Genomic DNA, 22,443 nt, shown 5'->3' with positions numbered 1-22,443 from the left:
TTATTTGGCTATTTAAGCACAAAGTGTATTAGTTAATCCATTTAAACTTGGTTTAATTCTCATAACACGTTTTCTCAAGGTTTTTTATGACAGCATTACCCGTTATTGTTGGTATGGGTGGTATTAATGCCGCTGGCCGCACTTCTTTTCATCAAGGTTATCGTCGTATCGTGTTAGACAGCTTGGACGCTAAAGCCCGTCAGGAGACATTTTTAGGCTTAGCGACTTTAATGAACTTAGTCACCCTTACTGAAGGTGTACTTAAAGATGCTCAAGGCAATACAGTTGCTGAAAAAGATATCGAAGCTAAGTTCGGTGAACAAATTTTAGCTGGCACACTTATTCGTAAAATTGAAAAAAATCACTTCGATGTTGATGCGACTCCGTGGCAGCAAAAAATGACGTTAACAGCGTCAGATGAACAACAAATAGTTTTTGAAACGCGTCGCCGTGATTTACCAACCCCTGTGCCTAGTAGCTGGCACATTGAGGAGTTGAGCGATAAAAAAGTAAAAGTAACTATTAGTGCTGATCTTGCTATTAAACATGACAGTACCCGCGATAATCCAATTAAAGCGGCGGGTCAACTACCGACAGGTTTCGAACCTTCAGCTATGTATAACAGCCGCTACCAGCCTAGAGGTCTACAAGCAACTATCTTTGCTGCAACTGATGCAATTCGTTCGACTGGTCTGCCGTGGCAGCAGGTAATGAACAGTGTTGAGCCTGATCAAATTGGTACTTACTCAGCCTCTGTTGCTGGCCAAGTTGATGATGAAGGTTTTGGTGGTTTGATTCGTGCGCGTCAACAAGGTGATCGCGTTAGTACAAAACAGCTTGCACTTGGCTTAAACACCATGTCGACCGACTTTATCAATGCTTATGTAACAGGTAACGTGGGTACGACCTTTACCACATCGGGCGCGTGTGCCACGTTTTTATATAACCTACGTGCAGCAGTAAACGATATTCAAGCAGGTCGCACGCGAGTAGCGATTGTGGCATCAGTAGAGTGTGCTATTACACCAGAAATTGTTGAAGGCTTTGGTAATATGAGCGCACTTGCAAATGAAGAGGGCCTAAAGCGCCTTGATAATTCAGAAGTCGTTGATCATCGCCGTACAAGCCGTCCATTTGGTGAAAACTGTGGCTTTACAATTGGTGAAGGTGCACAGGTTGCTATCTTAATGGATGATGCATTGGCATTAGAGTTAGGTGCTGATGTGTTAGGTAGCGTTGCGGATGTGTTCGTAAATGCTGATGGTATAAAAAAATCAATCACAGCACCGGGCCCTGGTAACTATATTACAATGGCAAAATCTGTTGCACTAGCTAGTGGTATTGTTGGTCAAGAAGCGGTACAAAAACGTAGCTTTATATTGGCTCACGGCTCAAGCACGCCTCAAAACCGCGTAACAGAATCATTAATTTACCATAAGGTAGCACAGACATTTGCTATTGATAATTGGAAGATTGCAGCTCCTAAAGCGTATGTTGGGCATACTATTGCTCCAGCCAGTGGTGATCAATTAGCCATGGCATTAGGCGTGTTTAGTCATAACATTATGCCAGGGATTACTACAATCGATAAAGTGGCTGATGACGTTTATAGCGAGCATTTAGATATTCGCACAGAACATTATCAATGTGATGCAATGGACATTGCATTTATAAATTCAAAAGGGTTTGGTGGTAACAACGCAACGGCGACTGTTTTATCCCCAGCAATTACATTGCAAATGCTAGCAAAGCGTCATGGTGATGTGGTTATGGCGGAATATCAGGATCGTCATACTCAAGTAGCTCAAGCTCAAGCTGATTACCGACAACAGGCTGATTTAGGTCATTATGAGCTTATTTATCGCTTTGGTGACGGCTTAATTGATGAAAATGACATCAAAATTTGCCAAGATTCAATGACAATCCCAGGTTTTGATAAAAAGGTTTTATTATCAAAATCAAACCCTTATTCGGACATGTTTTAAGATCAAGACTTGTTTAAGCACATTCTTGACAGCAAGGCGCTTTTAAAGCGCCTTTTTTAGTGCTATAAATGTTCCTATCAAAGGGAATTGGAGCAATTACTCATGATTAAATTTACTAAACTCGCTGTACTTTGTTCACTTATCGCATTACCAACACAGGCTTTAGCAAGAGACGTCAATGATTTAGGTGTTGATGTTCAAGCAGCAACTTCCGCCTATATCGTAAAAAATACAAATCCGCGTTATCCAGGTAGTTATAATGGCTCTCGTTTAGAGGGCTGGGCTTTAATGTCTTATGTAGTGGACAAACAAGGTAAAGCTAAAGATATCGAAGTGATTATGGCATCTGATACTCGTGGTAGTGAAGAAAACGCAGAGAAATATTTAACGAACTTAGAATTTGCACCCGCGACTAAAAAAGGTGAAACAGTTGAAGGTGGTTATCTGTTTTCTTTTGAAGTAGGTAAGTATTTTAATGGCTACTCAAATGATAAGGCTAGCCGTGGTTTTATCAATGAGTACGATGAAATCAATAAAATGCTGCAAGCAAAGGAATTTAAAAAAGCTGAGCAAGCACTAGCCAAGCTATATAAAGATCACACTAAAAACACCTCTGAACAGGCGTTATTTGCATGGCTAAAAAGCCAATTTTTTTACCATCAACAACAATGGTTTGGCTTTGATGAGCAGCTGTCTATTGCCTATTTACTACGAAATAAGTTGCCAACAGATATACAGTATTTAGTCGCTAAAAGCGCTTTACAATGGTACAGCTTTAAGGGTGACTTCAATCTTGCTTACAACGCCATTTATGCGTTAGATAATATTGAAGGAAAAGAGTTTTCAGAAGAAAACAAACTTGCCACAATTAAGCAAATTGATGACTTATTAGCTCGTACTCCGCAGATCAATTCACAAATTAATGTCTCAAAGGATAAGCTTTCATATTTGTCATTATCTCGTGGTTCTATCAAGATAGAGGGCGCACGTGATGTATCTAAATTACAGATCCGTTGTGCTGATCAAGTAATAGACCTTGAAGCAAATGATTCAGTGAGTTATGTGCTTGATGAACAAAGCCGACGCTGCGGTTTATTAGTTAAATCTACAAATTCTGCTGAGATTAAAGTAAAACAAACTGGTTATGCTATTGTTAATTCAAAATATGACGCCAGTTAATTGTTTACTTTAAACGCTTTACATATCTTAGCGTTACGAAGTTAATTAATGCCATTAGAAAGGCGATTTCGTAACGACTAAATGCCACAGCAATGCCAATAAGTCCCATGTTCCAAATACTGGCTGCTGTGGCTGTTCCATAAGTAGAGTTTTTGTTCTTCAAAATGGCGCCACCGCCAATAAAACCAATACCCGTGATAATCCCTTCGAGTACTTTTGACTCAGCCTCTGAGCTAGTTAAAACAGACATTCCAACTAATGCATAGCCACAAGATGCAACAGCAACTAATGGAAAAGTACGAAGACCTGCGCCATTACTCGTTTTTTCTCGATCAAATGCCATGGGTAGGGCAAGTAAGTAGGCAATCCCCAGGTGCATTAGGTTATCGAGGATCTCGTGCCAATCAAGATTAAAGTCCATAATCAATTCCTTTTTGTTAATAGCCGAGTGTTGCAATTTCAATACCCGATCAGCAAATTAATTAAAATGAGGAAACTAGGGACATGTAGCCGGGTTTTTAAAAGTAGAGCTTGATATAATTTGCGATTTTTACGCACTACTGTGTCATTTTTTCAGTCTTTTGGCTGTTTGAAATTTCAGCATACAGACAGTATGCTAAACACGCTAAATAAATAGGCTTCAGTTTGAAACATACAACCTCATCTCTTGAAAAAACTGCTCTCGCATTGTGTATGTTAGGTGCGCTCATTGCTGTAATTTTGCCTAGTTTTATCACTGAACAAGTACAGCCTTTTGTACAAACGGTTTTAGATTGGATTGGGAGTAGTTTTTTCTTAATGGTGAATTTTTTATTGTTCGCCATCATAATTTTAGCTATTAGTCCATTAGGCAGCCGTAAAGTAGGTGGGCAAGATGCTGTTGTTGAGTATTCTAACTTTGGCTGGTTTGCTATGTTATTTGCTGCGGGAATGGGCTCTGGCCTAGTTTTTTGGGGAGTTGCAGAGCCTGCTTTACATTCGCTTGACCCGCCCCTTAAACAAAGCTTATATCCAGATAGATTAGCCAGTAGCTTGGCGCTAACATTAGTTAATTGGGGGGCTCATGCTTGGGCACTTTATGCGGTATTTGCTTTAGTGCTTGGTGGGTTAACTCAATATAGTGGTAAGTCTGGTGATATTTGTTCGCCTGTTCTTACTGCAGTAGGTAACAGGTTTGATAAATCAACAAAATTTACAGTCTCTTTTATTGTAAAATTAATTGCTGTTCTCGCGATATTTTTTGGTGTAGTTGGCACTATAGCAAATTCAACTCTGTTGATAAGTAAAGGGGTTGAGATAGAGTTGGGAGTTACTTCTACTTTATTAGTTGGCTCATTAATCGTTTGTTTATTAACAGTTATATATTCGCTATCAGTAAAGTTTGGTTTACGTCGCGGCGTACAATCACTAAGCATTTTTAATGTGATTTTGGCATTCAGTTTGTTGGTCTGGTTATTAACAGTGGTGCCGATTGAGCCAATTATAAAAATTGCTCTAGATGGAACTGGCTATTATTTACAGCTGCTAGTAACTGGAACTTGGCAATTTGATAGCCAATTAAAAGCGCCGGATTGGGCCACTCATTGGACATATAACTATTACTTTTGGTGGTTAGCCTGGGGTCCATTTGTTGGTGTTTTTTTAGCCAAAATAAGTCAGGGGCGTAAGGTTTGGCAATTTATTTTTGCGGTTGTGTGTATTCCTACTTTAGTGACTATTATTTGGTTTGCGACCTTTTCTGGGGCAGCAATTGAATGGGATAGACTCAATCAAGCGGGTATTTTAGTAGCGATAAAACAAGATTACAGCCAAGGATTATTTGTATTTTTTAATCAATTAGGTTGGCAAGGAACCGTGTTTATTTGGGCTAGTTTGTTATTACTATTGATATTTGTTGCAACATCAGCTGACTCTGCAATTTTAGTCATAAGGGAACTTGTAGGAGCTGATCCTAGCAATCGAGTGACCCTTTACACTTGGTGTTTGGCATTATTCTTATGCAGCTTGGCTCTTTTACTTTTACAAGATGAGCCATTAAATCGAAGCGTTGCAATTTTAGGCGCTTTACCTTTCTTATTAATATTCCTATTGCAGTTAGTTGGGTTTCTAAAAGAGTTTATTCGCGATATTTGTGATTAATTTACAGTTTTTTACAGTTAAATTATGCATTTTTCATTATGCTTATAAAATAAGCTTAAGTGTATTGGAGGACCGATGCTTAAATTTTTGTATGTGATGCTACCTTTTAGTTTACTTAGTGGCTGTACAGCAGTTGGTCTAGTTGCAGATGGTATTGGCGGGGCCTCTAGCCAAGCACAGCCTGCAAGCGCCTATGCAGATAAAAAAGATAATGACCGAGTTAACTATGGCATGACCATGACAATGCTAGGTTACGAAATCGACAAGGCGATTATTGAAGGTCTAGAGAATGGTAGCAAAGGTAAAGATGTTGAGCTTAAATGTCGTCAAATAAGTCGCGCAGTAAATGAATGTGTTGAGGTTCAAGCTGAGCCGAAAAAAAGACCTACATTAATGGATAGTTTTAATAATGAAGATTAACTTCTCAAAACTTGTTATTTGCTTTGTTAGCTACCAATTAGTGGGGTGTACAGTGGCGGGGTCAATAGTAGATGGCTATGCAAAAAACTCACAACCAACAAACCTTGCAACCACAAATGCAAATCAAACTAACAGCACAGTAACGGACTCTGAGGGCTTTTCATTTGCAAAGTTAGGCTTTGAAATTGATAGCGCTGTAATAGGTTTACTCGAACCAAAAGAGGAACAACCAAAGTTAGTTTGCAGGCAAATCACACGAAGTATTAAAGAGTGTGAGGAAGCTAAGCCCTCACACTAAAAATTAGATATTAATCACAGATACTTTTGATGAAACATTAGGTGTTCGTCAATAAAGCTACTGATAAAGAAGTAACTATGATCATAACCTGCGTGCATGTTAATTTCGGCTGGATAATCTTTCTCATTCACGACAGCAAATATGTTTTCTGTTTTGAGTTGCTCAGTTAAGAAGTTATCGGCCTCACCTTGATCAATGCGAATCGGTAAATAATCATCAGCGACGGCTTTTTTCATTAACTCACAACTGTCGTATTCAAGCCAACTTGCTTTATCATTACCTAGGTAATTGCTAAACGCTTTTTCACCCCAAGGGCAATTAATCGGGTTAACAATCGGGCTAAAAGCACTGGCGCTGACGTATTGTTTCGGGTTTTTGAGTGCAATCATCAATGCGCCGTGACCACCCATAGAATGACCAGCAATGGCTTTTTTAGTCGTCACAGGGAAGTGTGCTTCGATAAGTGCAGGTAATTCAGACACAACATAGTCGTACATGTTGTAATGCACATTGTAAGGCGCTTGAGTCGCATTGACATAAAAGCCTGCACCTTGACCAAAATCGTAGTTTTCATCATCAGGAACATTATCACCACGCGGGCTAGTATCTGGAGCGACAATCGCAATACCCAGTTCAGCCGCTTTTTTAAATGCCCCGGCTTTTTGCATAAAGTTTTCATCGGTACAGGTTAAACCTGACAACCAGTACATCACTGGCACTTTATTCGTTTCGCTGGCACCGGGTGGTAAAAATATCGCAAAGCGCATAGCACAATGTGTACTGGTAGCTTGGTGGGTATATTGTTTATGCCAGCCACCGCTGACTTTTGTTGAGCTTATGTTTTCTAGCATAACCAAATCCTTGAAACAAAGGCGCTAGGCATTAACCTAACGCCAAATTAAAAGATTAATAATGAATAACTGAGCGGATGCTCTTACCTTCGTGCATTAAGTCGAAAGCTTCATTGATATCTTCAAGTTTCATGGTGTGTGTGATGAAATCATTTAACGCAAACTCACCATTCATATAGCGCTCAACAATCTCTGGTAGTTCAGAGCGACCTTTAACACCACCAAACGCACTACCGCGCCATACTCGACCTGTTACCAGTTGGAATGGGCGTGTCGAGATCTCTTGGCCTGCACCTGCAACACCAATAATCACTGATTCACCCCAACCTTTGTGGCAACACTCAAGGGCAGAGCGCATTACATTAACGTTACCGATACATTCAAATGAGAAATCAACACCACCGTCAGTCATTTCAACGATGACTTCTTGAATTGGTTTGTCGTAGTCATTTGGATTGATTAAATCAGTTGCGCCTAATTTAGTAGCAAGATCAAACTTACTTGTGTTGATATCAACACCAATAATACGGCCTGCGCCAGCCATTTTCGCACCGATAATCGCCGATAAACCAATGCCGCCTAGACCAAAAATAGCAACAGTATCGCCTTTTTGAACTTTTGCAGTTTTAGTTACAGCGCCCATACCAGTTGTTACACCACAACCAAGTAAACAAATTTCTTCAAGCGGGGCTTCTTTGCTTACTTTAGCTAGTGAAATCTCAGGTAATACAGTGTACTCAGAGAAAGTAGAGCAACCCATGTAGTGATAAATTGGTTGACCATCTTTATAGAAACGCGTCGTGCCATCTGGCATTAAACCTTTGCCTTGCGTTTCACGTACCGCAGAGCATAAATTTGTTTTACCAGATTTACACATCTTACACTCGCCACATTCAGCAGTATAAAGAGGAATAACATGATCGCCTACTTCAACATGTGTGACGCCTTCGCCTACAGCTTCAACAATACCGCCGCCTTCATGGCCAAGGATTGCTGGGAAAATACCTTCAGGATCTTCACCAGATAAAGTAAATGCATCTGTGTGACAAACACCTGTAGCAACAATCTTTACAAGCACTTCGCCTTTTTTAGGCATCATTACATCCACTTCTTCAATTGATAGTGGTTGATTTGGACCCCAAGCGATAGCCGCTTTTGATTTAATAAAATCAGTCATAACGTTCCCTTATAGTTGTTGGAAGTAAGTATTAAACCTAGTCTATTTTATTTATTTCTCAATGAATGATAATCTTCGTTTTATTAAAACACTTTTACAGTATGGTAATAATGAATCGTTGGCACGGAATTGATGAATTTTTAGCGGTAGCAGAAACGGGCAGTTTTACCAAAGCAAGTAAACTTCTGGGTATGTCGGTGGCCCATGTAAGCCGGTATGTGAGTCAATTAGAAGAGCGATTAAACACACAATTGCTAACCCGTACGACCCGTAAAGTGGTGCTAACGCAAGAGGGGCAGGTGTTTGCGCATCAAACAAAGCAATTACAGCATGCCATGGATGATGCCACGGCACTGCTTGCAGAGCAGCAACTGACACCAAAAGGCAGTATAAAGCTAACAGCCCCAGTGATGTACGGTGAAAGTTTTATCATGCCTGCAGTACATTCGTTTATGCAAAAACACCCAGATATTGAAGTGATCAGCCATTTAAGTAATGAACAAGTCAATCTATTAGAAGATGGGTATGACCTAGCAATTCGGCTCGGTCATTTAAAGGATTCATCCTTGAAAGCACGGCGTATTAGTCAGCGCAGGCTTGTTATTTGCTGTAGCCCTGAATATATAAATAAATTTGGCCAACCACATAGTGTTAGTGAATTACATCAGCATAATTGCCTGATTGGAAATAACAGTTACTGGCGGGTAAAAGAGCAAGGCCAAGATAAGCATATAAAAGTGGCTGGGCGGTTAGCATGTAACAGCGGTTGGGCATTGGTTGACGCTGCTATGAAAGGGTTGGGTATCGTGCAACTACCGGATTACTATGTTAATGAACACCTAGCCAGTGGCAAGTTGACCGCTGTACTTTCAAATGTTGCACCCGCACCTGAAGGTGTATGGGGTGTTTATCCACCTAGGCAGTTTATAGCAACCAATGTAAAAGCATTACTAGACCATTTGGTTGCTACTGTTCAAGTATCAGATTTATAATTATTTTTTACAATTTCGCGCATCCCATGCTAGCTAAATCTGTGCTAACATGAGCGCATATTTAGCCCTTGGAATATCCATAACTTATTATGTTTCAACCTGTTAGCCTTTTTATAGGGCTGAGATATAGTCGCTCCTCAAAGGGTAATGCCTTTATCTCATTTATTTCATTTTTCTCTATTGCGGGCATTGCTATTGGCTTAATGGCCTTGTTTACAGTCAGTTCAGTAATGAATGGCTTTGAAAATAACCTGAAAACCAACATGCTTGGATTAATTCCCCATATCGAAGTATCTGCTGATGATAACTCGAAAGAAACCATGCTGCAGTTAAAGCAGCAACTAGAAAACTCTCAAGATATTAAACAAGTTAACCTTTATCGTCATGGTGAAGCTATTTTACAAACTAACCAAGATTTGCACGGCGTATTGTTACAAGGGCTCTATGATGAAGGAAGCTCCCTCTATAACGTAAAGGATAAAATTGTTGCCGGTAATTGGTCACAAGTAATGGATAGCAACTACCATATTGCTATTAGCCGCTATTTGAGCCGAAAATTAGGCATTTCGCTCGGGGATAAAGTACGGGTGATTATGCCTAATGCGAGTTCATATACCCCCCTAGGTCGAGTACCTAGCCAGCGCTTGTTTACCGTTGGCGCTCTTTATGAAACGCAATCAGAAATCGATATGTCATTGGCATTTACTAGTGGTTATTCGTTAGGCCGGGTTTTAAAGCTGGCAAAATCAGCGGCACCAAACTTAAGTGTTTCGCTTTATGAACCATTTGCTGTTGAGCAAGTTTTGCAATCTCAGTCAGCTATTTTAAATGATTACACAGTGGCTGATTGGCGAGCTAGCCAAGGGACACTATTTGCTGCTGTGGCGATGGAAAAGCGTATTATGTCGATGTTACTTGGCTTAATCGTGCTCGTTGCGGTGTTTAATATAGTTTCAGCATTAACCATGATGGTCAGTGAGAAGCAAAGTGAAGTAGCTATTTTACAAACACTGGGTTTAACCCCGTTACAAGTGCAGCATGTTTTTATGATCCAAGGCTTATATAACGGTCTGATCGGTACCAGCATTGGTGCGTTACTTGGTGTGCTATTAAGTAGCAACATTAATGAATTATTAAATATGTTAGGCATCAATTTATTAGCGGGTGTGAGTTTACCAGTTAAATTTGATGTTATGAGTTTGAGTCTAATTGCTGCAGGGAGTATTGCGATGAGCTTTTTAGCTACTTTGTATCCTGCCAGAAAAGCTGCAAAAGTGAATCCAGCAGAGGTATTACGTTATGAGTGATTTAGTTATCAATTGTCAGCAGCTGAACAAAGTTTATCAAGATGGCGATAACGAGGTTGCGGTATTAAAAGGGGTTGATTTAACACTTAAACAAGGCGAAATGTTAGCAGTTGTAGGTAGCTCTGGCTCAGGCAAAAGTACTTTATTGCATATATTAGGCACCTTGGATAACGAAAGTTCAGGCAAGGTTGAAATTAAAGGTCAGCAGGTTTCTAAATTAAATCGAAAACAACAAGCTAATTTCCGGAATGAAAATTTAGGCTTTATTTATCAATTCCATCATCTATTAATGGAATTTACTGCGATTGAAAATGTTGCTATGCCACTCTTAATTAAAGGTTTAAGTGCAGTCGATGCAACGGAAAAAGCGCATAACATGCTCGATAAAGTAGGCTTGTCTCATCGCAGCGAACATAAACCATCAGCTTTATCAGGTGGTGAGAGGCAGCGGGTTGCAATCGCACGTGCATTAGTAACAGAGCCTGCTTTGGTGCTTGCCGATGAACCAACGGGTAACCTAGATAAACAAAACGCTATTAAGATTTACGACTTAATTAAAGAGTTAAATACCAGCTTAAAAACCAGTTTTGTAGTGGTAACTCATGATTTAGAGCTTGCAGATAAACTCGGCAAAATTGCTTATTTAGATGATGGTAAGCTTGCAATTAAAGAGTCTCAGCATGTTGCTTAGTGCCTTTATTTCAAAACGATTCCGCGCTCATAGCGGACAAAAAGACGGACAAAATGGCTTTGTTAGCTTTATAGCTAAAGCTTCTACGATTGGCATACTTTTAGGAGTAGCCGTCTTAATTGTTGCTCTTTCAGTTATTAATGGCTTTGAGCAGCAATTAGTGCATCGGCTTTTATCGGTTGTACCACAGGTTGAATATGTCGCGCCAAATAAACCAATCAATAACTGGCAATCAAAAATTGCGCTACTTCGCTCTCAAACCGGTGTAACAGGTGCTGCACCCTTTATTAGTGTTAATGGTATGGCGCAATATAAAAGTGAGTTAAAAGCGGTTGAAGTGCGCGGTGTTAGCCCTGAATTTGAAAATCAGGTGTCGGCATTAAACCAATTTACAGAAGGGCGCTTAGTTAGCCAGTTACAACAAGAAGATGTGCTTTTAGGACAACAAATAGTAAACCGATTAGGTCTTAAAATTGGCGATCCAGTTACCTTATTAATCCCACAGATAAACCAGCAAAGTAACACTTTACTGGCTCCAAAACGCGTGAGCTTGAATCTGGCTGGTATTATTAAAATGGGCGGTCCAATAGATGAAACCGCGGCTTTTATTCGTCTAGACAAAGCGCAAAATGTGCTGAGCTTTAATGAAAACCAAGTAACCGGCTTACGATTACAAGTGGCCGATGTGTTCGCCGCCCATCAAACAGCGATGCGTGTTGGGCAAGTTATTCCAGATTATGTTTATGTCTCTAGTTGGTTTCGAACGCAGGGGAGCTTATATCAAGATATTCAAATGGTTCGTACCATTGTTTATATCGTGGTGTTTTTAATAATTGCGGTAGCGAGTTTCAATATTGTTTCGTCTCTAGTGATGGAAGTACGTGAGAAACAGGCAAATATTGCGATTTTAAAAACCATGGGCGCACAAGATAGTACCATTTTAGCGACCTTTGTTATGCAAGGTTTTACACAAGCCTTAATAGGTGTGATTTTGGGCACGATTATCGGTGTGATGCTAGCATTAAATATTAGTGAACTGTTCACTTGGGTAAGTAACTTATTTGGTGATAACCCGTTACAAGGTGTGTATTTTATCGAGTTTTTACCAAGCAAATTAGTATGGCAAGATATCGTTATCACCGTGATTGTCACCTTTGTCCTCGCAATTTTGGCAACACTTTACCCAGCGTGGCAAGCAACCCGGGTAGACCCTGCAAAAGTACTTGGTAACTAAAGAAATTCAAGCTTGGACAAGCATTAGATTATTGATTTTTGGTTTCATGAATTTGGCCCTGAAGGTTGGTATTAACAATCTGATGAAGTTGATGCATTAATTAAGCGTTAGTTTTCATAATGTCTTTTGCAGGTTAGCTGGCGAGCATGCTGATTAGTGAATATATGCACTAGGCTATTAGCTGAAATCATCGTGTTAGCTCAGTTTTCACGCGGTATTGACCGTGAAACAGCGAAAGCGTTTAGCCAAGATCCGTAAGCACTAAGCTTAGCGCAAAGAGCTATCGAACTAGGTTTTGATATATAACTTGAAAGCTCACAAGTAGCGTTTATTTATATGCTTTTTATGCACAGTGAATCGAAAGTCATTCATAAGTAGGCTGAGCAATTGTTTAAAGGCATGAGTAATTATGAGTTTGAACTAAAGCACAAAGTTATTATTGATAGGTTTGGTCGTTACCCACACCGCAACACAATTTTAGGTCGAGAATCAACAATTGAAGAGCTGCAATTTTAAACTGTGCCTAACTCTTCATTCTGAGTTGGCTGAATAATACTCAAGTAAATTAAAATGCCTTTTGATTGCCCGTAAACACTTGCACAGCGCCATTTTAAACCTTAAAGTGTCAGAAATGTTGTAAAAGAGTAACCACCATGGAACAAAAACAAGCAAGACCATTAACACCAGAAGAACAAGCCGAAGCGCAAAAACAAAGTGTTATTTGGCAAAGAGAATGTTTCCAAAATGCACAAAAGCATTTAGCAGAAAAAGGGGTTATCCCGCAAACTGTTGTTGAGAAAGAAAGTCGTTTCATTGCGCCTTTAGTGGCAATTTGGAAATTTAAAGCACAAAACGGTAAAAGCTATTGGGTGCTCACGGGTCGCTTACCGACTGATCACGCTGAAGCAAGCGCAGCAACTAATGCACGTGAAGTATTACGTTATTTTTCAATGCAGTGGCAATTGAAGGCTGATCAGCTAATGCAATCAGGGGCCGTAGACAAAACCAAAGTTGATTTTGCGAATTTGCTAATCAATCGTGCTCATGGCTTATATGAGTTGTTTGAAAAAGAAGAAATGTGGCAAAACGAGCCAGCATAACTGACTTTACAAACTTACTAATAAAAAAGCTGAATAATTTTATTCAGCTTTTTTATTTTACCTAAACCTTAATGTACTAAAGTGAATGGCCGCGTATCAAACTGCTTGATAGGGCAGAGCATTCGCTGCCTTGGAATACCAGCTTCCATAAACACTAAACCATCTGCTGAAAAGCCATTTTGTTTAAACCTGTCTACCTCATTCAAAATACAATTAATACTGACACAGTCACAGCCTTGCTTTTCAGCCATACTTACTAAGTAATTCAATAATGATTTGTAAACCGAACGGTTACGGTGTTCAGGCAAAACAGCTATACGACCAATTAGGCCATCATTGCATAAACGCCCAGTAGCAACTGGGCATTTACATTCGTCTGTTACAAGGACGTGATGTGCTGTTTTATCTAAATGGTCAAACTCAATGTGTTTTGGAATATGCAATTCGCAAACAAATACCCGCTCTCGGATCTGTTGTAAAAGTTCCTTGTCGATATTCCATTCAACTTCATCTATTTGATAGCCCATAAACACACGCTCCTAACAAAACCAAATACCCTCATTTAAAAGTGTAGTAAAAGTTTTCAAGAAAATGTGATTATTTTTTGAACTATTTATATCAGCAGCTGTCAGCCAGGTTTGATCTGTGAGCTTTTTAATTAATTCAAGCTCATGTAAATCATGCATGTAATTAATGCCATTAACACTTAAAAGTATTTTATCTCCAATCACTTGATAGATTGCTCGGGTGCCACCTAAGCGCTCAAAAACAACCTCGTCATCACGTAGTAACTCAAGTAAATTATCTAATGTATAAGGTTCTTCTAAAGGTGCTAAATCCATTTCATGTTTTGGCTGACTCATATTGTTACCAAGCCAAGTCTTAAATATTGCATCATCATTTATTGCAGCAATCATCAGCTGTTTAACATTTTCAGCTTCAAATTCCTTAAGTTCGCCTTTTGAGTCACGTAATTTAAGCTCAGCATCACTGTATCGTTGATTGCCAAGTTCAGTATCTATCAAATGGTCTGCAAACTGTGATAATAAATCGCGCTGGTTTGGTGCTCGAAAGCCAACAGAGTAATTTAATGCGTTTTCAACTGCGTAACCCTCATGTGGACAACCCGGTGGAATATAAAGAATATCACCAGGCTCTAGAACACAGTCGATAACAGCAGGAAACTGCTCGACTTGTAGCAGGCTTTTATTTTGCGCAAACTGTCTTAGGTTAGCATCAGGCATACCAACCCGCCAATGGCGTTTGCCTTGGCCTTGAATAATAAACACATCGTATTGGTCTAAATGCGGGCCAACACCACCACCTGGTGTTGAGTAGCTAATCATTAAATCATCGATGCGCCAGTTAGGAATAAAGCGAAATGGCTCTAGTAATTGAGCAGCTTCGTTATGCCAGTGGTCAACCGCTTGTACTAGTAATGTAGCGTGCTTTTCAGTCAATAAGCTAAAGTCTTCAAACGGACCATGGTGTGCTTGCCAGTCATTTGAGTGATTGGTCACTATTCGTGATTCAATGCTTTCTTCCATGGCAAGACCAGCCAATTCTTCGGGCTCAATCGGATCTGAAAAATCCTTGAAGCCTTGCTTTATAAGTAATGGTTTTTTCTGCCAATACTCAGCTAAAAATTGCTCTTGGGTTAATGAATTGATGGTTAATTGATACATAACATGACCTAAGCGAATTGATATAAAAAAAGCGAAAGGAAGGCCTTTCGCTTTTTTAAGTCTTAATTTGAATTTAAGCTAAGTTATCGATGAACTCAACCGCACGACCAATGTAATTAGCCGGAGTTAATTTTTTCATTTCTACTTTTGCTTCTTCAGGTAACTCAAGACCGTCGATGAAATCAGCCATGATTTCTTGGTTTACGCGCTTACCACGAGTAAGGTCTTTAAGTTTTTCATATGGCTTTTCGATACCATATTTACGCATAACAGTTTGGATTGGCTCTGCGAGTAATTCCCAGTTTTGATCTAGCTCTTGTAATAAACGTTCTTCATTTACTTCAAGCTTGCTTACACCTTTTAATGTCGCTTGGTAAGCGATAAGAGTGTAGCCCATACCAACACCTAGGTTACGTAACACTGTTGAGTCAGTTAAGTCACGTTGCCAGCGAGATACCGGTAGTTTTTGCGCAAGGTGAGTAAAGATAGCGTTAGCAATACCTAAGTTACCTTCAGAGTTTTCAAAATCAATCGGGTTTACTTTGTGAGGCATTGTTGAAGAACCAATTTCACCTGCGATTGTTTTTTGTTTGAAGTGGTTAAGTGCAATGTAACCCCAAACGTCACGGTCAAAATCAAGTAATACAGTGTTGAAACGTGCAACTGCATCGAATAACTCGGCAATGTAATCGTGTGGCTCGATTTGTGTTGTGAACGGGTTGAATGTTAAACCTAGGCTCGTTACGAACTGCTCAGCGTGGCTGTGCCAATCGTAATCTGGGTATGCACTTAGGTGAGCGTTGTAGTTACCTACAGCACCGTTGATTTTACCTAACATTTCTACGTTAGCAATTTGGTCACGTTGACGCTTTAAGCGCATGTAGACGTTTGCAAACTCTTTACCCATTGTAGAAGGGGTAGCTGGTTGACCGTGGGTACGTGTCATCATCGCAACTGACTTGTACTCAACTGCTTTTTCTTTTAATGCATTTAGAAGTTGGTCACAGTATGGAAGTAATACTTTGTCACGCGCTTCAGTTAGCATTAAACCATGAGACAAGTTATTGATGTCTTCTGAAGTACATGCAAAGTGAATGAATTCGTTAACTGCGTTAAGCTCCGCGTTGTCAGCCACTTTTTCTTTAAGTAGGTATTCAACTGCTTTAACGTCATGGTTGGTTGTGCGCTCGATCTCTTTAACGCGTGCTGCGTCAGCTTCGCTAAAGTTATCAACAATGGCATTAAGTAAAGCATTAGCCTCGTCGCTAAATGCCGGTACTTCTGTGATTGCGCTAGCTGCAGACAAAGCTTGTAACCAACGAACTTCAACAGTTACACGGTATTTGATTAAACCAAATTCGCTGAAAATACTGCGTAGTTCCGTGGTCTTGCTGCCATAGCGACCATCTACCGGAGAGATAGCGGTTAACGCTGAAAGCTCCATAATGACTCCTAAATTGTCTAGTTTGAACGATAATTAAATTGATTGTTTAGCAATAGCGAGGATTTTTCTTTTTGCAAAGAAAAAGTGACGGCGTTTACCGCCCATTTGTCGCCATAACACGGCACTACGAATTCCGGCCAATAATAAGGCGCGAATTTTGTTTTGCGTGAGCTGCTGTTTTAATAACTCTGGCTTGCCGTAAACTTGAATACGATGCCCAAGGGGGCTTAGCACCGACGAGTAAATATCAGCAAGCGCTGCTACTACAGTATCATCTGTGATAGCAAAATGGTCGAGGCGACGTTTAACGTCATCAATGCGACGACCTAATTCATTTAAGCTGCTTTGTTTTGCGCTCAAGGCACGTTCTAATTGCATTAAGCCACCTACATATTTTACGATTTCGACGTCTTTATCTGCGCCGGCAGAAAGCTGGGCAATCAAAATACGATAGCCTTCACGTAAATTATGTTTACCCTGATATACATCTTCAGGTGTATCAGGTGATGTTTCGACAATACAGCTTAATAACTTTTCTAATTCGTGATCACTGCCTTGGCCATATTGCGCAACTTTTTGTACTTGTTTGGCAACTTGGCACATGGCAGCTAAAGCCATGACTTGGTGCTCTGTCATTACTTAATCACCGAATCAATAATACCACCACCTAAGCAGACTTCATCAGCGTAGAATACGGCTGATTGACCAGGTGTAACCGCTTTTTGTGGCTCATCAAATAATACGCGAGCCATGCCATCTTCACCAACGAGTAATGTACAGCTGATGTCTTCTTGGCGATAACGAGTTTTAACAGTACAGCGCGTTGTACCTTTAGGGCCAACACGGTCAACCCAGTGTAGTTGATTCGCATTTAAGCCATTGCTGTATAGCCGAGGGTGGTCTTTACCTTGGCCAACAACTAGTACATTGCGTTCAATGTCTTTGTCTACAACATACCAAGGTTCACCCGAACCTTCTTTCATACCACCAATTAAGAGGCCTTTACGTTGACCTAAAGTGTGATACATCAAGCCTTCGTGCTCGCCAACTTCATTACCATCGGTATCTTCGATTTTACCTGGCTGTGCCGGTAAGAATTTTTGTAAGAAATCTTTAAATTTACGCTCACCGATAAAACAAATACCTGTACTGTCCTTTTTATCGTGAGTTATTAAATCTTGCTCTTCGGCAATACGGCGAACTTCAGGTTTAGCAATATCACCTACAGGGAAAAGCGTTTGTGCAATATGTTCATGGCTTAAAGTGTATAAGAAATAACTTTGATCTTTATTGTCATCAAGGCCACGACACATAACAAATTTATCACCCCGTTTTTCACGGCGCACATAGTGACCAGTAGCGATGTAATCAGCGCCGAGTGCTTGAGCTGCAAATTCTAAGAATGCTTTGAATTTAATTTCTTTATTACACATGATGTCTGGGTTAGGCGTACGGCCTGCTTTGTACTCTGCTAAGAAGTACTCAAAAACATTATCCCAGTATTCTGCTGCAAAATTTACAGTATGAAGCTCAATACCTAATTTATCACAGACTGCTTGTGCGTCTTTAAGGTCTTCAGCTGCAGCGCAATATTCATCATTATCATCTTCTTCCCAGTTTTTCATGAACAGGCCTTCAACTTGATAGCCTTGTTGCTTTAATAAATACGCTGATACAGAAGAATCCACACCGCCGGACATACCCACGATGACTTTAATGTGACTATTTTCGCTCATAATATTCGCTGTCATTTTTTAACTGCTATGGAAAGGCCGATATTATATACCCAAACCAGCCAAAATCACAGCCGTTATTGGTAAATCAAACTAAGTGGATAGGCTTTACCAGCTAAATGATCTTCAATGCATTTTAAAACGAGGGGGCTTCTCAGTGGTAGGCTTTTAATTTGTTCAAAACTAAACCAATCTGCGCTGAGAATATCATCATCCTGGGGGGAGGGTGCTATTAGTGTAGGGCAATTAAAAGCAAAACTAAAACGCATATAGTGAACGCCATTTGCGGCATGCAAATTATAAATGCCAACAAGGTGATTGGCATTAAGGCTAATGCCAGTTTCTTCAACAAGTTCGCGATGAGCTGCTTCTGCTAAGGTTTCATTGGCTTCTAAATGACCTGCTGGTTGGTTATAACAAATTTCACCTGTGTGCTTATCGCGCTCTTTAACAAGTAAATACTTGTCTTGACACCTGACGATTGCAGCAACTGTGACATTAGGTTTATGCATCGGGATTGTTCACGACTTTAAACTGGCCACTGTCCAAACCATCAAGAGTATAGTTACCAATGCTATATCTAATTAATCGCAAAGTAGGGAAACCAACATGGGCTGTCATACGGCGAACTTGGCGGTTTCTTCCTTCAGTGATGGATATTTCTAACCAGCTAGTTGGAATATTCTTTCGTTCGCGAACGGGCGGGGTACGTGGCCAAATTGCGGGTTCATTAATTCGCCTAACCTTGGCAGGCTTGGTCATGCCATCTTTAAGCTCTACGCCTTTGTTAAGCGCAAAGATAGCCTCATCAGTAACATCACCTTCTACTTGCACCCAATACGTTTTTGCTGTTTTTTTATTGGGTTCAGTGAGAGTGTGTTGTAATTTACCGCAGTTTGTAAGTAGCAACAGCCCTTCACTATCTCTGTCTAGGCGTCCTGCTGCATAAACGTCTTTAATAGTAATAAAGTCGGCAAGCGTTTTGCGGTTTTGATCATCAGTAAACTGGCAAAGCACATCAAATGGTTTGTTAAACAGTACGACTTTACGTTTCTCTGGGCTAATTGCTTTTTTTACTTCACGTTTTTGTATCGGCCTTGAGTATGTTCGGCCACTACTGCGACGTGGTTTACTTTTAGGTTTGTTTACCATTAAATGCACCTAGCTGGTTTAGGTAAACCTGCAATTTTAGTTGCTTGCTTAGCAGGACCTTTAGGGAAAAGTTTGTACAAGTACATGCTATTACCTTTTTCTTCACCAAGCTTTTGAGCCATAGCTTTGACCAACATACGAATAGCTGGGCTGGTGTTGTATTCAAGATAAAAATCACGCACAAAGTGCAGAACTTCCCAGTGCTGTTCACTTAAAGTAATGTTCTCTTGTTCAGCAATGATAGGCGCTAGATCTTCACACCAATCATTTGAATCAAGTAAATAACCTTGTTTGTCTGTTTCTATTTGTTTGTTATTAAATTCAAGCATGGTTTACCAAGTAATTGTGTTCTGTGCATTTAAAGTCATTTCTACAAACTGTGTGTAGTCTATTACGATATCCTCTTTATTGAGTGAAATATCGCGAGCTGTAGTATCTTCTTCAAGTAAATATAGACAGGATGAGAACTGCTTAAATTGCATATTGTTATAACAAGCATCACTGACTAGTAGTACCTTATCCTGTGCAGTAATTAGATTAGCCAACATATTATTGCAATAGTGGGATAAGGGTTTCGAAAAAATATGCAATGTACTCATAACGTCACCACCTGATGCTGCTCTGTAATTAAGTCTCGCTGTTGCTCAAAGTTAGCTACTTTAACATCGATAATCAGACTATCTTCTGAAAGGTTAAAGTCCATTAACGACTTTTCACAGACATAAATGTTTTCAACATCGTATAACTCAAGGGTTTTAATGGTTTTAAAATAGTTTTTAATGCCAAGTTGCTCTGGCTGTTGATTTTTTTTCAGAGCTAATACTGCCTCACCACTAAGAAGCCAACTAATGTTTTGTTCGATAGCAGCAAAAATCAGTGTAGTGTCGAGTGATTCACGAATATGTTGATCATCAAATGGACTGTGTTGACTGATCACAAGAATGTTTTTCATTTAAACTGCACCCATTTATCAGCTTCACTTACTAACATTGCAAACTCAGCTAAGCCAGCAACTGTAAACACGCCTGTGTTATCAATATCTAACCCTCGTTTTTCTGCAGCAGTAACACAAAGAAGCAGAGGAACATCTTGCGAGTTTAATTCTTGCCATAAACGATTAATTGGTAACTCATCACTGGCAAGTTCTAAATGATTACTTGCGTGGAAAACACCTGCTTGATAAAGAAAGATAGCTGTAATTGAGTGACCAGAATCAAGACAAGCTTGCGCAAATTTAATTAGCCGTTGTGTCGTGTCATGATCGGTCGGCGCGGTATGAAGAGAAAGTACAAATTGTGCCAAAACGCATCCAATAAAAAAGCCCCTAGAAAGGGGCTATTTTAGCAGAACTATTTAATTAGTCATCACTTGCACCAAGTAGGTGTAGAAGTGACGTAAATAAATTATACACGTTCAGATATAAAGCAACTGTTGCGCGGATGTAATTTGTCTCACCGCCATTAATAATGCGGCTAGTGTCAAATAATATTAAACCAGACATAATCAATACAACTGCAGCGTTAATTACCATAAAGGTAATAGAGCTACCAATAAATAAATTTACTAAGCTTGCGATAATTACCACAATTAAGCCCACTGTTAAAAAACCACCCATAAATGAGAAATCTTTTTTAGTGGTTAGAGCGTAAGCTGATAAGCCGAAGAAGATTAAGGCTGTCGAACCTAGGGCTTGCATAATAAGCATAGGGCCATTTGGCATTGCAGCGTAGTAGTTAAGCATTGGACCAAGTCCTGCGCCCATCAAACCTGTGAAAACGAATACCCAGGCAACACCTGATGCACTGTCTGCCTTTTTGTTGACAACAAAAAGTACACCAAATGCAATCAAGCTAAATACTAACCCCATAAAATAAGGTAGATTCATTGCCATTGAAATACCCGCTGTTACTGCGCTAAATGCCAGTGTCATAGCTAGTAAGAAATAGGTATTCTTCAAAACTTTATTGGTTTCAATAGTCGACATTACTGGTCTAGCAGTATTGTACGATTGATTAAACGCCATTGTTAGAGCTCCTTTAAATGAACTTATACGTTCGTTAGTTCCAATTATTAAACTGAACTAAGCCTATCAAGAGTTATATATTTGGGCAAACTATTGTGGATCAATAGACAAGATAAATAATAGAAAAGTTCAAATCGATTATATTTTGAGTTTGATTGTGTTAATGCTGAACGATTTAGTTGTTTTTTAATCACTTAAACAGTTTTTTGAAAAAAAAGCTTCACAAACCCGGCTTCCTTATCTATTATGCACGCCGTCGGAGAGATGGCAGAGTGGTCGAATGCACCGGTCTTGAAAACCGGCAGGGGTTTGTAGCCCCTCTAGGGTTCAAATCCCTATCTCTCCACCATTATTTTTACTACTTGCGTAAGCGGGTAGGTTTTCGCATTCGGAGAGATGGCAGAGTGGTCGAATGCACCGGTCTTGAAAACCGGCAGGGGTTTGTAGCCCCTCTAGGGTTCAAATCCCTATCTCTCCACCATCATTGAAGCCGCTGAATTTATTCAGCGGCTTTTTTGTTTCTGCCGCTTTATTCCTTTGCCAAGCAAATTACGACTATTGTCGATATTTCGCATTTTCCCTAGTTAGTCCATGCTTAATACTTCTCGTATTATCTTTGTGGCATTAGGGAATTTATGAAACATCGTTTAGCAAAGAGTGTAGGACTTTCTTTATTATCGCCTGTGATCGTTGGTTGTATCTTAGGCCTTTATTATGCGTTTTCACTTGAAGGAAATGGCTTTAGTATTTTCTTTAACTTACTTGTCAGTGCAATAGCCAATGCACACATTGTAGGCTTAACTATGGCTGCATTTGTGGTACCTGGCTACCTGCTTATGTATAAGTATGCGAAAGTAAATTATTCAGGTGTGCTGACACTGGGTTTACTAGGTGGAGCTATCTTTAGTTACTTATTGAGTGCTACAACAGGTATGGCATTTGTAGTCAATGCTGTCATGTCTGCCCTTGCAGCAGGGCTGTTTTTATTTGGTTTAAGACAGGGCCTTACAGCACAATCTTCTCATCAATAGCA

General features: G+C 39.9%; 25 protein-coding genes, 2 tRNA genes and 1 pseudogene. 13 read left to right on the top strand and 15 right to left on the bottom strand.

The window, feature by feature from the left end; all coding sequences use genetic code 11:
• Nucleotides 1-86: 86 nt before the first annotated feature.
• Nucleotides 87-1,985 (top strand): beta-ketoacyl synthase, encoded by a 1,899-nt coding sequence (locus tag QUE86_RS00505; RefSeq protein WP_286258567.1) that lies wholly within the window; start codon nucleotides 87-89, stop codon nucleotides 1,983-1,985.
• Between the two features lie 102 nt (nucleotides 1,986-2,087).
• Entirely contained in the window at nucleotides 2,088-3,164 is a 1,077-nt protein-coding gene (locus QUE86_RS00500) for an energy transducer TonB (RefSeq protein WP_286258566.1), read from the top strand.
• A gap of 4 nt (nucleotides 3,165-3,168) precedes the next feature.
• Here QUE86_RS00500 and QUE86_RS00495 read toward each other — a convergent pair whose 3' ends face one another.
• Entirely contained in the window at nucleotides 3,169-3,585 is a 417-nt protein-coding gene (locus QUE86_RS00495; RefSeq protein ID WP_130051369.1) for an MgtC/SapB family protein, read from the bottom strand.
• A gap of 224 nt (nucleotides 3,586-3,809) precedes the next feature.
• Here QUE86_RS00495 and QUE86_RS00490 point away from each other — a divergent pair, with 224 nt between their 5' ends.
• Both QUE86_RS00490 and QUE86_RS00485 read left to right on the top strand, forming a co-directional pair.
• A complete protein-coding gene (locus QUE86_RS00490) occupies nucleotides 3,810-5,303 on the top strand; it encodes a BCCT family transporter (RefSeq protein WP_239977421.1) in 1,494 nt (497 codons plus the stop codon).
• Between the two features lie 75 nt (nucleotides 5,304-5,378).
• Nucleotides 5,379-5,723, top strand: a complete 345-nt coding sequence (locus tag QUE86_RS00485) for a hypothetical protein (protein ID WP_130051371.1) — start codon at nucleotides 5,379-5,381, stop codon at nucleotides 5,721-5,723.
• Between the two features lie 312 nt (nucleotides 5,724-6,035).
• Here QUE86_RS00485 and fghA read toward each other — a convergent pair whose 3' ends face one another.
• A complete protein-coding gene (gene fghA, locus QUE86_RS00480; RefSeq protein WP_130051373.1) occupies nucleotides 6,036-6,872 on the bottom strand; it encodes an S-formylglutathione hydrolase in 837 nt (278 codons plus the stop codon).
• 55 nt (nucleotides 6,873-6,927) lie between these two features.
• Nucleotides 6,928-8,049, bottom strand: coding sequence for an S-(hydroxymethyl)glutathione dehydrogenase/class III alcohol dehydrogenase (locus QUE86_RS00475; RefSeq protein WP_130051374.1), 1,122 nt, complete (start codon nucleotides 8,047-8,049; stop codon nucleotides 6,928-6,930).
• Nucleotides 8,050-8,159: 110 nt separating this feature from the next.
• On the opposite strand from QUE86_RS00475, the gene QUE86_RS00470 reads away from it, so the two are divergent.
• From QUE86_RS00470 to QUE86_RS00445, 6 genes and pseudogenes are all read left to right on the top strand, one after another.
• Complete coding sequence (locus QUE86_RS00470) at nucleotides 8,160-9,041, top strand: LysR family transcriptional regulator (protein WP_130051375.1); 882 nt, start codon at nucleotides 8,160-8,162, stop codon at nucleotides 9,039-9,041.
• A gap of 89 nt (nucleotides 9,042-9,130) precedes the next feature.
• On the top strand, nucleotides 9,131-10,348 hold the full coding sequence (locus tag QUE86_RS00465) for a lipoprotein-releasing ABC transporter permease subunit (RefSeq protein ID WP_130051376.1): 1,218 nt from the start codon (nucleotides 9,131-9,133) through the stop codon (nucleotides 10,346-10,348).
• The gene (lolD, locus tag QUE86_RS00460) at nucleotides 10,341-11,039 is read left to right on the top strand and encodes a lipoprotein-releasing ABC transporter ATP-binding protein LolD (protein ID WP_286258565.1); all 699 of its coding nucleotides are present in this window, start codon (nucleotides 10,341-10,343) and stop codon (nucleotides 11,037-11,039) included. The genes QUE86_RS00465 and lolD overlap by 8 nt, the downstream gene beginning before the upstream one ends.
• Nucleotides 11,029-12,273 carry a lipoprotein-releasing ABC transporter permease subunit gene (locus QUE86_RS00455; RefSeq protein WP_130051378.1) on the top strand — a complete coding sequence of 415 codons (1,245 nt, stop codon included), beginning with the start codon at nucleotides 11,029-11,031 and terminating at the stop codon, nucleotides 12,271-12,273. The genes lolD and QUE86_RS00455 overlap by 11 nt, the downstream gene beginning before the upstream one ends.
• A gap of 177 nt (nucleotides 12,274-12,450) precedes the next feature.
• Nucleotides 12,451-12,789, top strand: a pseudogene (locus tag QUE86_RS00450) (DUF924 family protein); the annotation flags it as partial.
• A gap of 137 nt (nucleotides 12,790-12,926) precedes the next feature.
• Nucleotides 12,927-13,373: a DUF4826 family protein gene (locus QUE86_RS00445; protein ID WP_286258562.1), complete on the top strand. Its 447-nt coding sequence runs from the start codon at nucleotides 12,927-12,929 to the stop codon at nucleotides 13,371-13,373.
• Between the two features lie 68 nt (nucleotides 13,374-13,441).
• Here the strand turns inward: QUE86_RS00445 and QUE86_RS00440 are convergent, their stop codons facing one another.
• The 12 genes from QUE86_RS00440 to QUE86_RS00385 form a co-directional block, all read right to left on the bottom strand.
• Nucleotides 13,442-13,900, bottom strand: a complete 459-nt coding sequence (locus QUE86_RS00440) for a GNAT family N-acetyltransferase (RefSeq protein ID WP_130051380.1) — start codon at nucleotides 13,898-13,900, stop codon at nucleotides 13,442-13,444.
• A gap of 12 nt (nucleotides 13,901-13,912) precedes the next feature.
• Nucleotides 13,913-15,058 (bottom strand): cupin domain-containing protein, encoded by a 1,146-nt coding sequence (locus tag QUE86_RS00435; protein WP_286258560.1) that lies wholly within the window; start codon nucleotides 15,056-15,058, stop codon nucleotides 13,913-13,915.
• A gap of 73 nt (nucleotides 15,059-15,131) precedes the next feature.
• Entirely contained in the window at nucleotides 15,132-16,502 is a 1,371-nt protein-coding gene (gene purB, locus QUE86_RS00430) for an adenylosuccinate lyase (RefSeq protein WP_130051382.1), read from the bottom strand.
• 33 nt (nucleotides 16,503-16,535) lie between these two features.
• The gene (gene hflD, locus QUE86_RS00425) at nucleotides 16,536-17,138 is read right to left on the bottom strand and encodes a high frequency lysogenization protein HflD (RefSeq protein ID WP_130051383.1); all 603 of its coding nucleotides are present in this window, start codon (nucleotides 17,136-17,138) and stop codon (nucleotides 16,536-16,538) included.
• The gene (gene mnmA / locus QUE86_RS00420; RefSeq protein WP_130052284.1) at nucleotides 17,138-18,238 is read right to left on the bottom strand and encodes a tRNA 2-thiouridine(34) synthase MnmA; all 1,101 of its coding nucleotides are present in this window, start codon (nucleotides 18,236-18,238) and stop codon (nucleotides 17,138-17,140) included. The genes hflD and mnmA overlap by 1 nt, the downstream gene beginning before the upstream one ends.
• A 74-nt stretch (nucleotides 18,239-18,312) precedes the next feature.
• Entirely contained in the window at nucleotides 18,313-18,747 is a 435-nt protein-coding gene (locus QUE86_RS00415) for an NUDIX hydrolase (RefSeq protein WP_178927022.1), read from the bottom strand.
• A complete protein-coding gene (locus tag QUE86_RS00410; protein ID WP_130051385.1) occupies nucleotides 18,740-19,387 on the bottom strand; it encodes an rRNA large subunit pseudouridine synthase E in 648 nt (215 codons plus the stop codon). Before QUE86_RS00410 ends, QUE86_RS00415 begins: the two co-directional genes overlap by 8 nt.
• The gene (locus tag QUE86_RS00405) at nucleotides 19,387-19,716 is read right to left on the bottom strand and encodes a TusE/DsrC/DsvC family sulfur relay protein (RefSeq protein WP_286258559.1); all 330 of its coding nucleotides are present in this window, start codon (nucleotides 19,714-19,716) and stop codon (nucleotides 19,387-19,389) included. The genes QUE86_RS00410 and QUE86_RS00405 overlap by 1 nt, the downstream gene beginning before the upstream one ends.
• 3 nt (nucleotides 19,717-19,719) lie before the next feature.
• Nucleotides 19,720-19,935, bottom strand: coding sequence for a DsrH/TusB family sulfur metabolism protein (locus QUE86_RS00400; RefSeq protein ID WP_233786738.1), 216 nt, complete (start codon nucleotides 19,933-19,935; stop codon nucleotides 19,720-19,722).
• A gap of 47 nt (nucleotides 19,936-19,982) precedes the next feature.
• A complete protein-coding gene (tusC, locus tag QUE86_RS00395) occupies nucleotides 19,983-20,339 on the bottom strand; it encodes a sulfurtransferase complex subunit TusC (RefSeq protein WP_167657865.1) in 357 nt (118 codons plus the stop codon).
• On the bottom strand, nucleotides 20,336-20,689 hold the full coding sequence (gene tusD / locus QUE86_RS00390) for a sulfurtransferase complex subunit TusD (protein WP_167657866.1): 354 nt from the start codon (nucleotides 20,687-20,689) through the stop codon (nucleotides 20,336-20,338). The genes tusC and tusD overlap by 4 nt, the downstream gene beginning before the upstream one ends.
• A gap of 55 nt (nucleotides 20,690-20,744) precedes the next feature.
• Nucleotides 20,745-21,410, bottom strand: coding sequence for a Bax inhibitor-1/YccA family protein (locus QUE86_RS00385; protein ID WP_062564480.1), 666 nt, complete (start codon nucleotides 21,408-21,410; stop codon nucleotides 20,745-20,747).
• Nucleotides 21,411-21,668: 258 nt separating this feature from the next.
• On the opposite strand from QUE86_RS00385, the gene QUE86_RS00380 reads away from it, so the two are divergent.
• From QUE86_RS00380 to QUE86_RS00370, 3 genes are all read left to right on the top strand, one after another.
• Nucleotides 21,669-21,759, top strand: a tRNA-Ser gene (locus QUE86_RS00380).
• 41 nt (nucleotides 21,760-21,800) lie between these two features.
• Nucleotides 21,801-21,891 (top strand) — tRNA-Ser (locus QUE86_RS00375).
• A 154-nt stretch (nucleotides 21,892-22,045) separates the two neighbouring features.
• Nucleotides 22,046-22,441: a hypothetical protein gene (locus tag QUE86_RS00370; RefSeq protein ID WP_130051390.1), complete on the top strand. Its 396-nt coding sequence runs from the start codon at nucleotides 22,046-22,048 to the stop codon at nucleotides 22,439-22,441.
• Nucleotides 22,442-22,443: the final 2 nt, after the last annotated feature.

Origin of the sequence: Pseudoalteromonas apostichopi, from assembly GCF_030297135.1 — a bacterium.
In the GTDB taxonomy this organism is placed as follows: domain Bacteria; phylum Pseudomonadota; class Gammaproteobacteria; order Enterobacterales; family Alteromonadaceae; genus Pseudoalteromonas; species Pseudoalteromonas apostichopi.
Note: the sequence above shows the minus strand (reverse complement) of the source record. Positions and strands in the feature narration are given on the sequence as shown.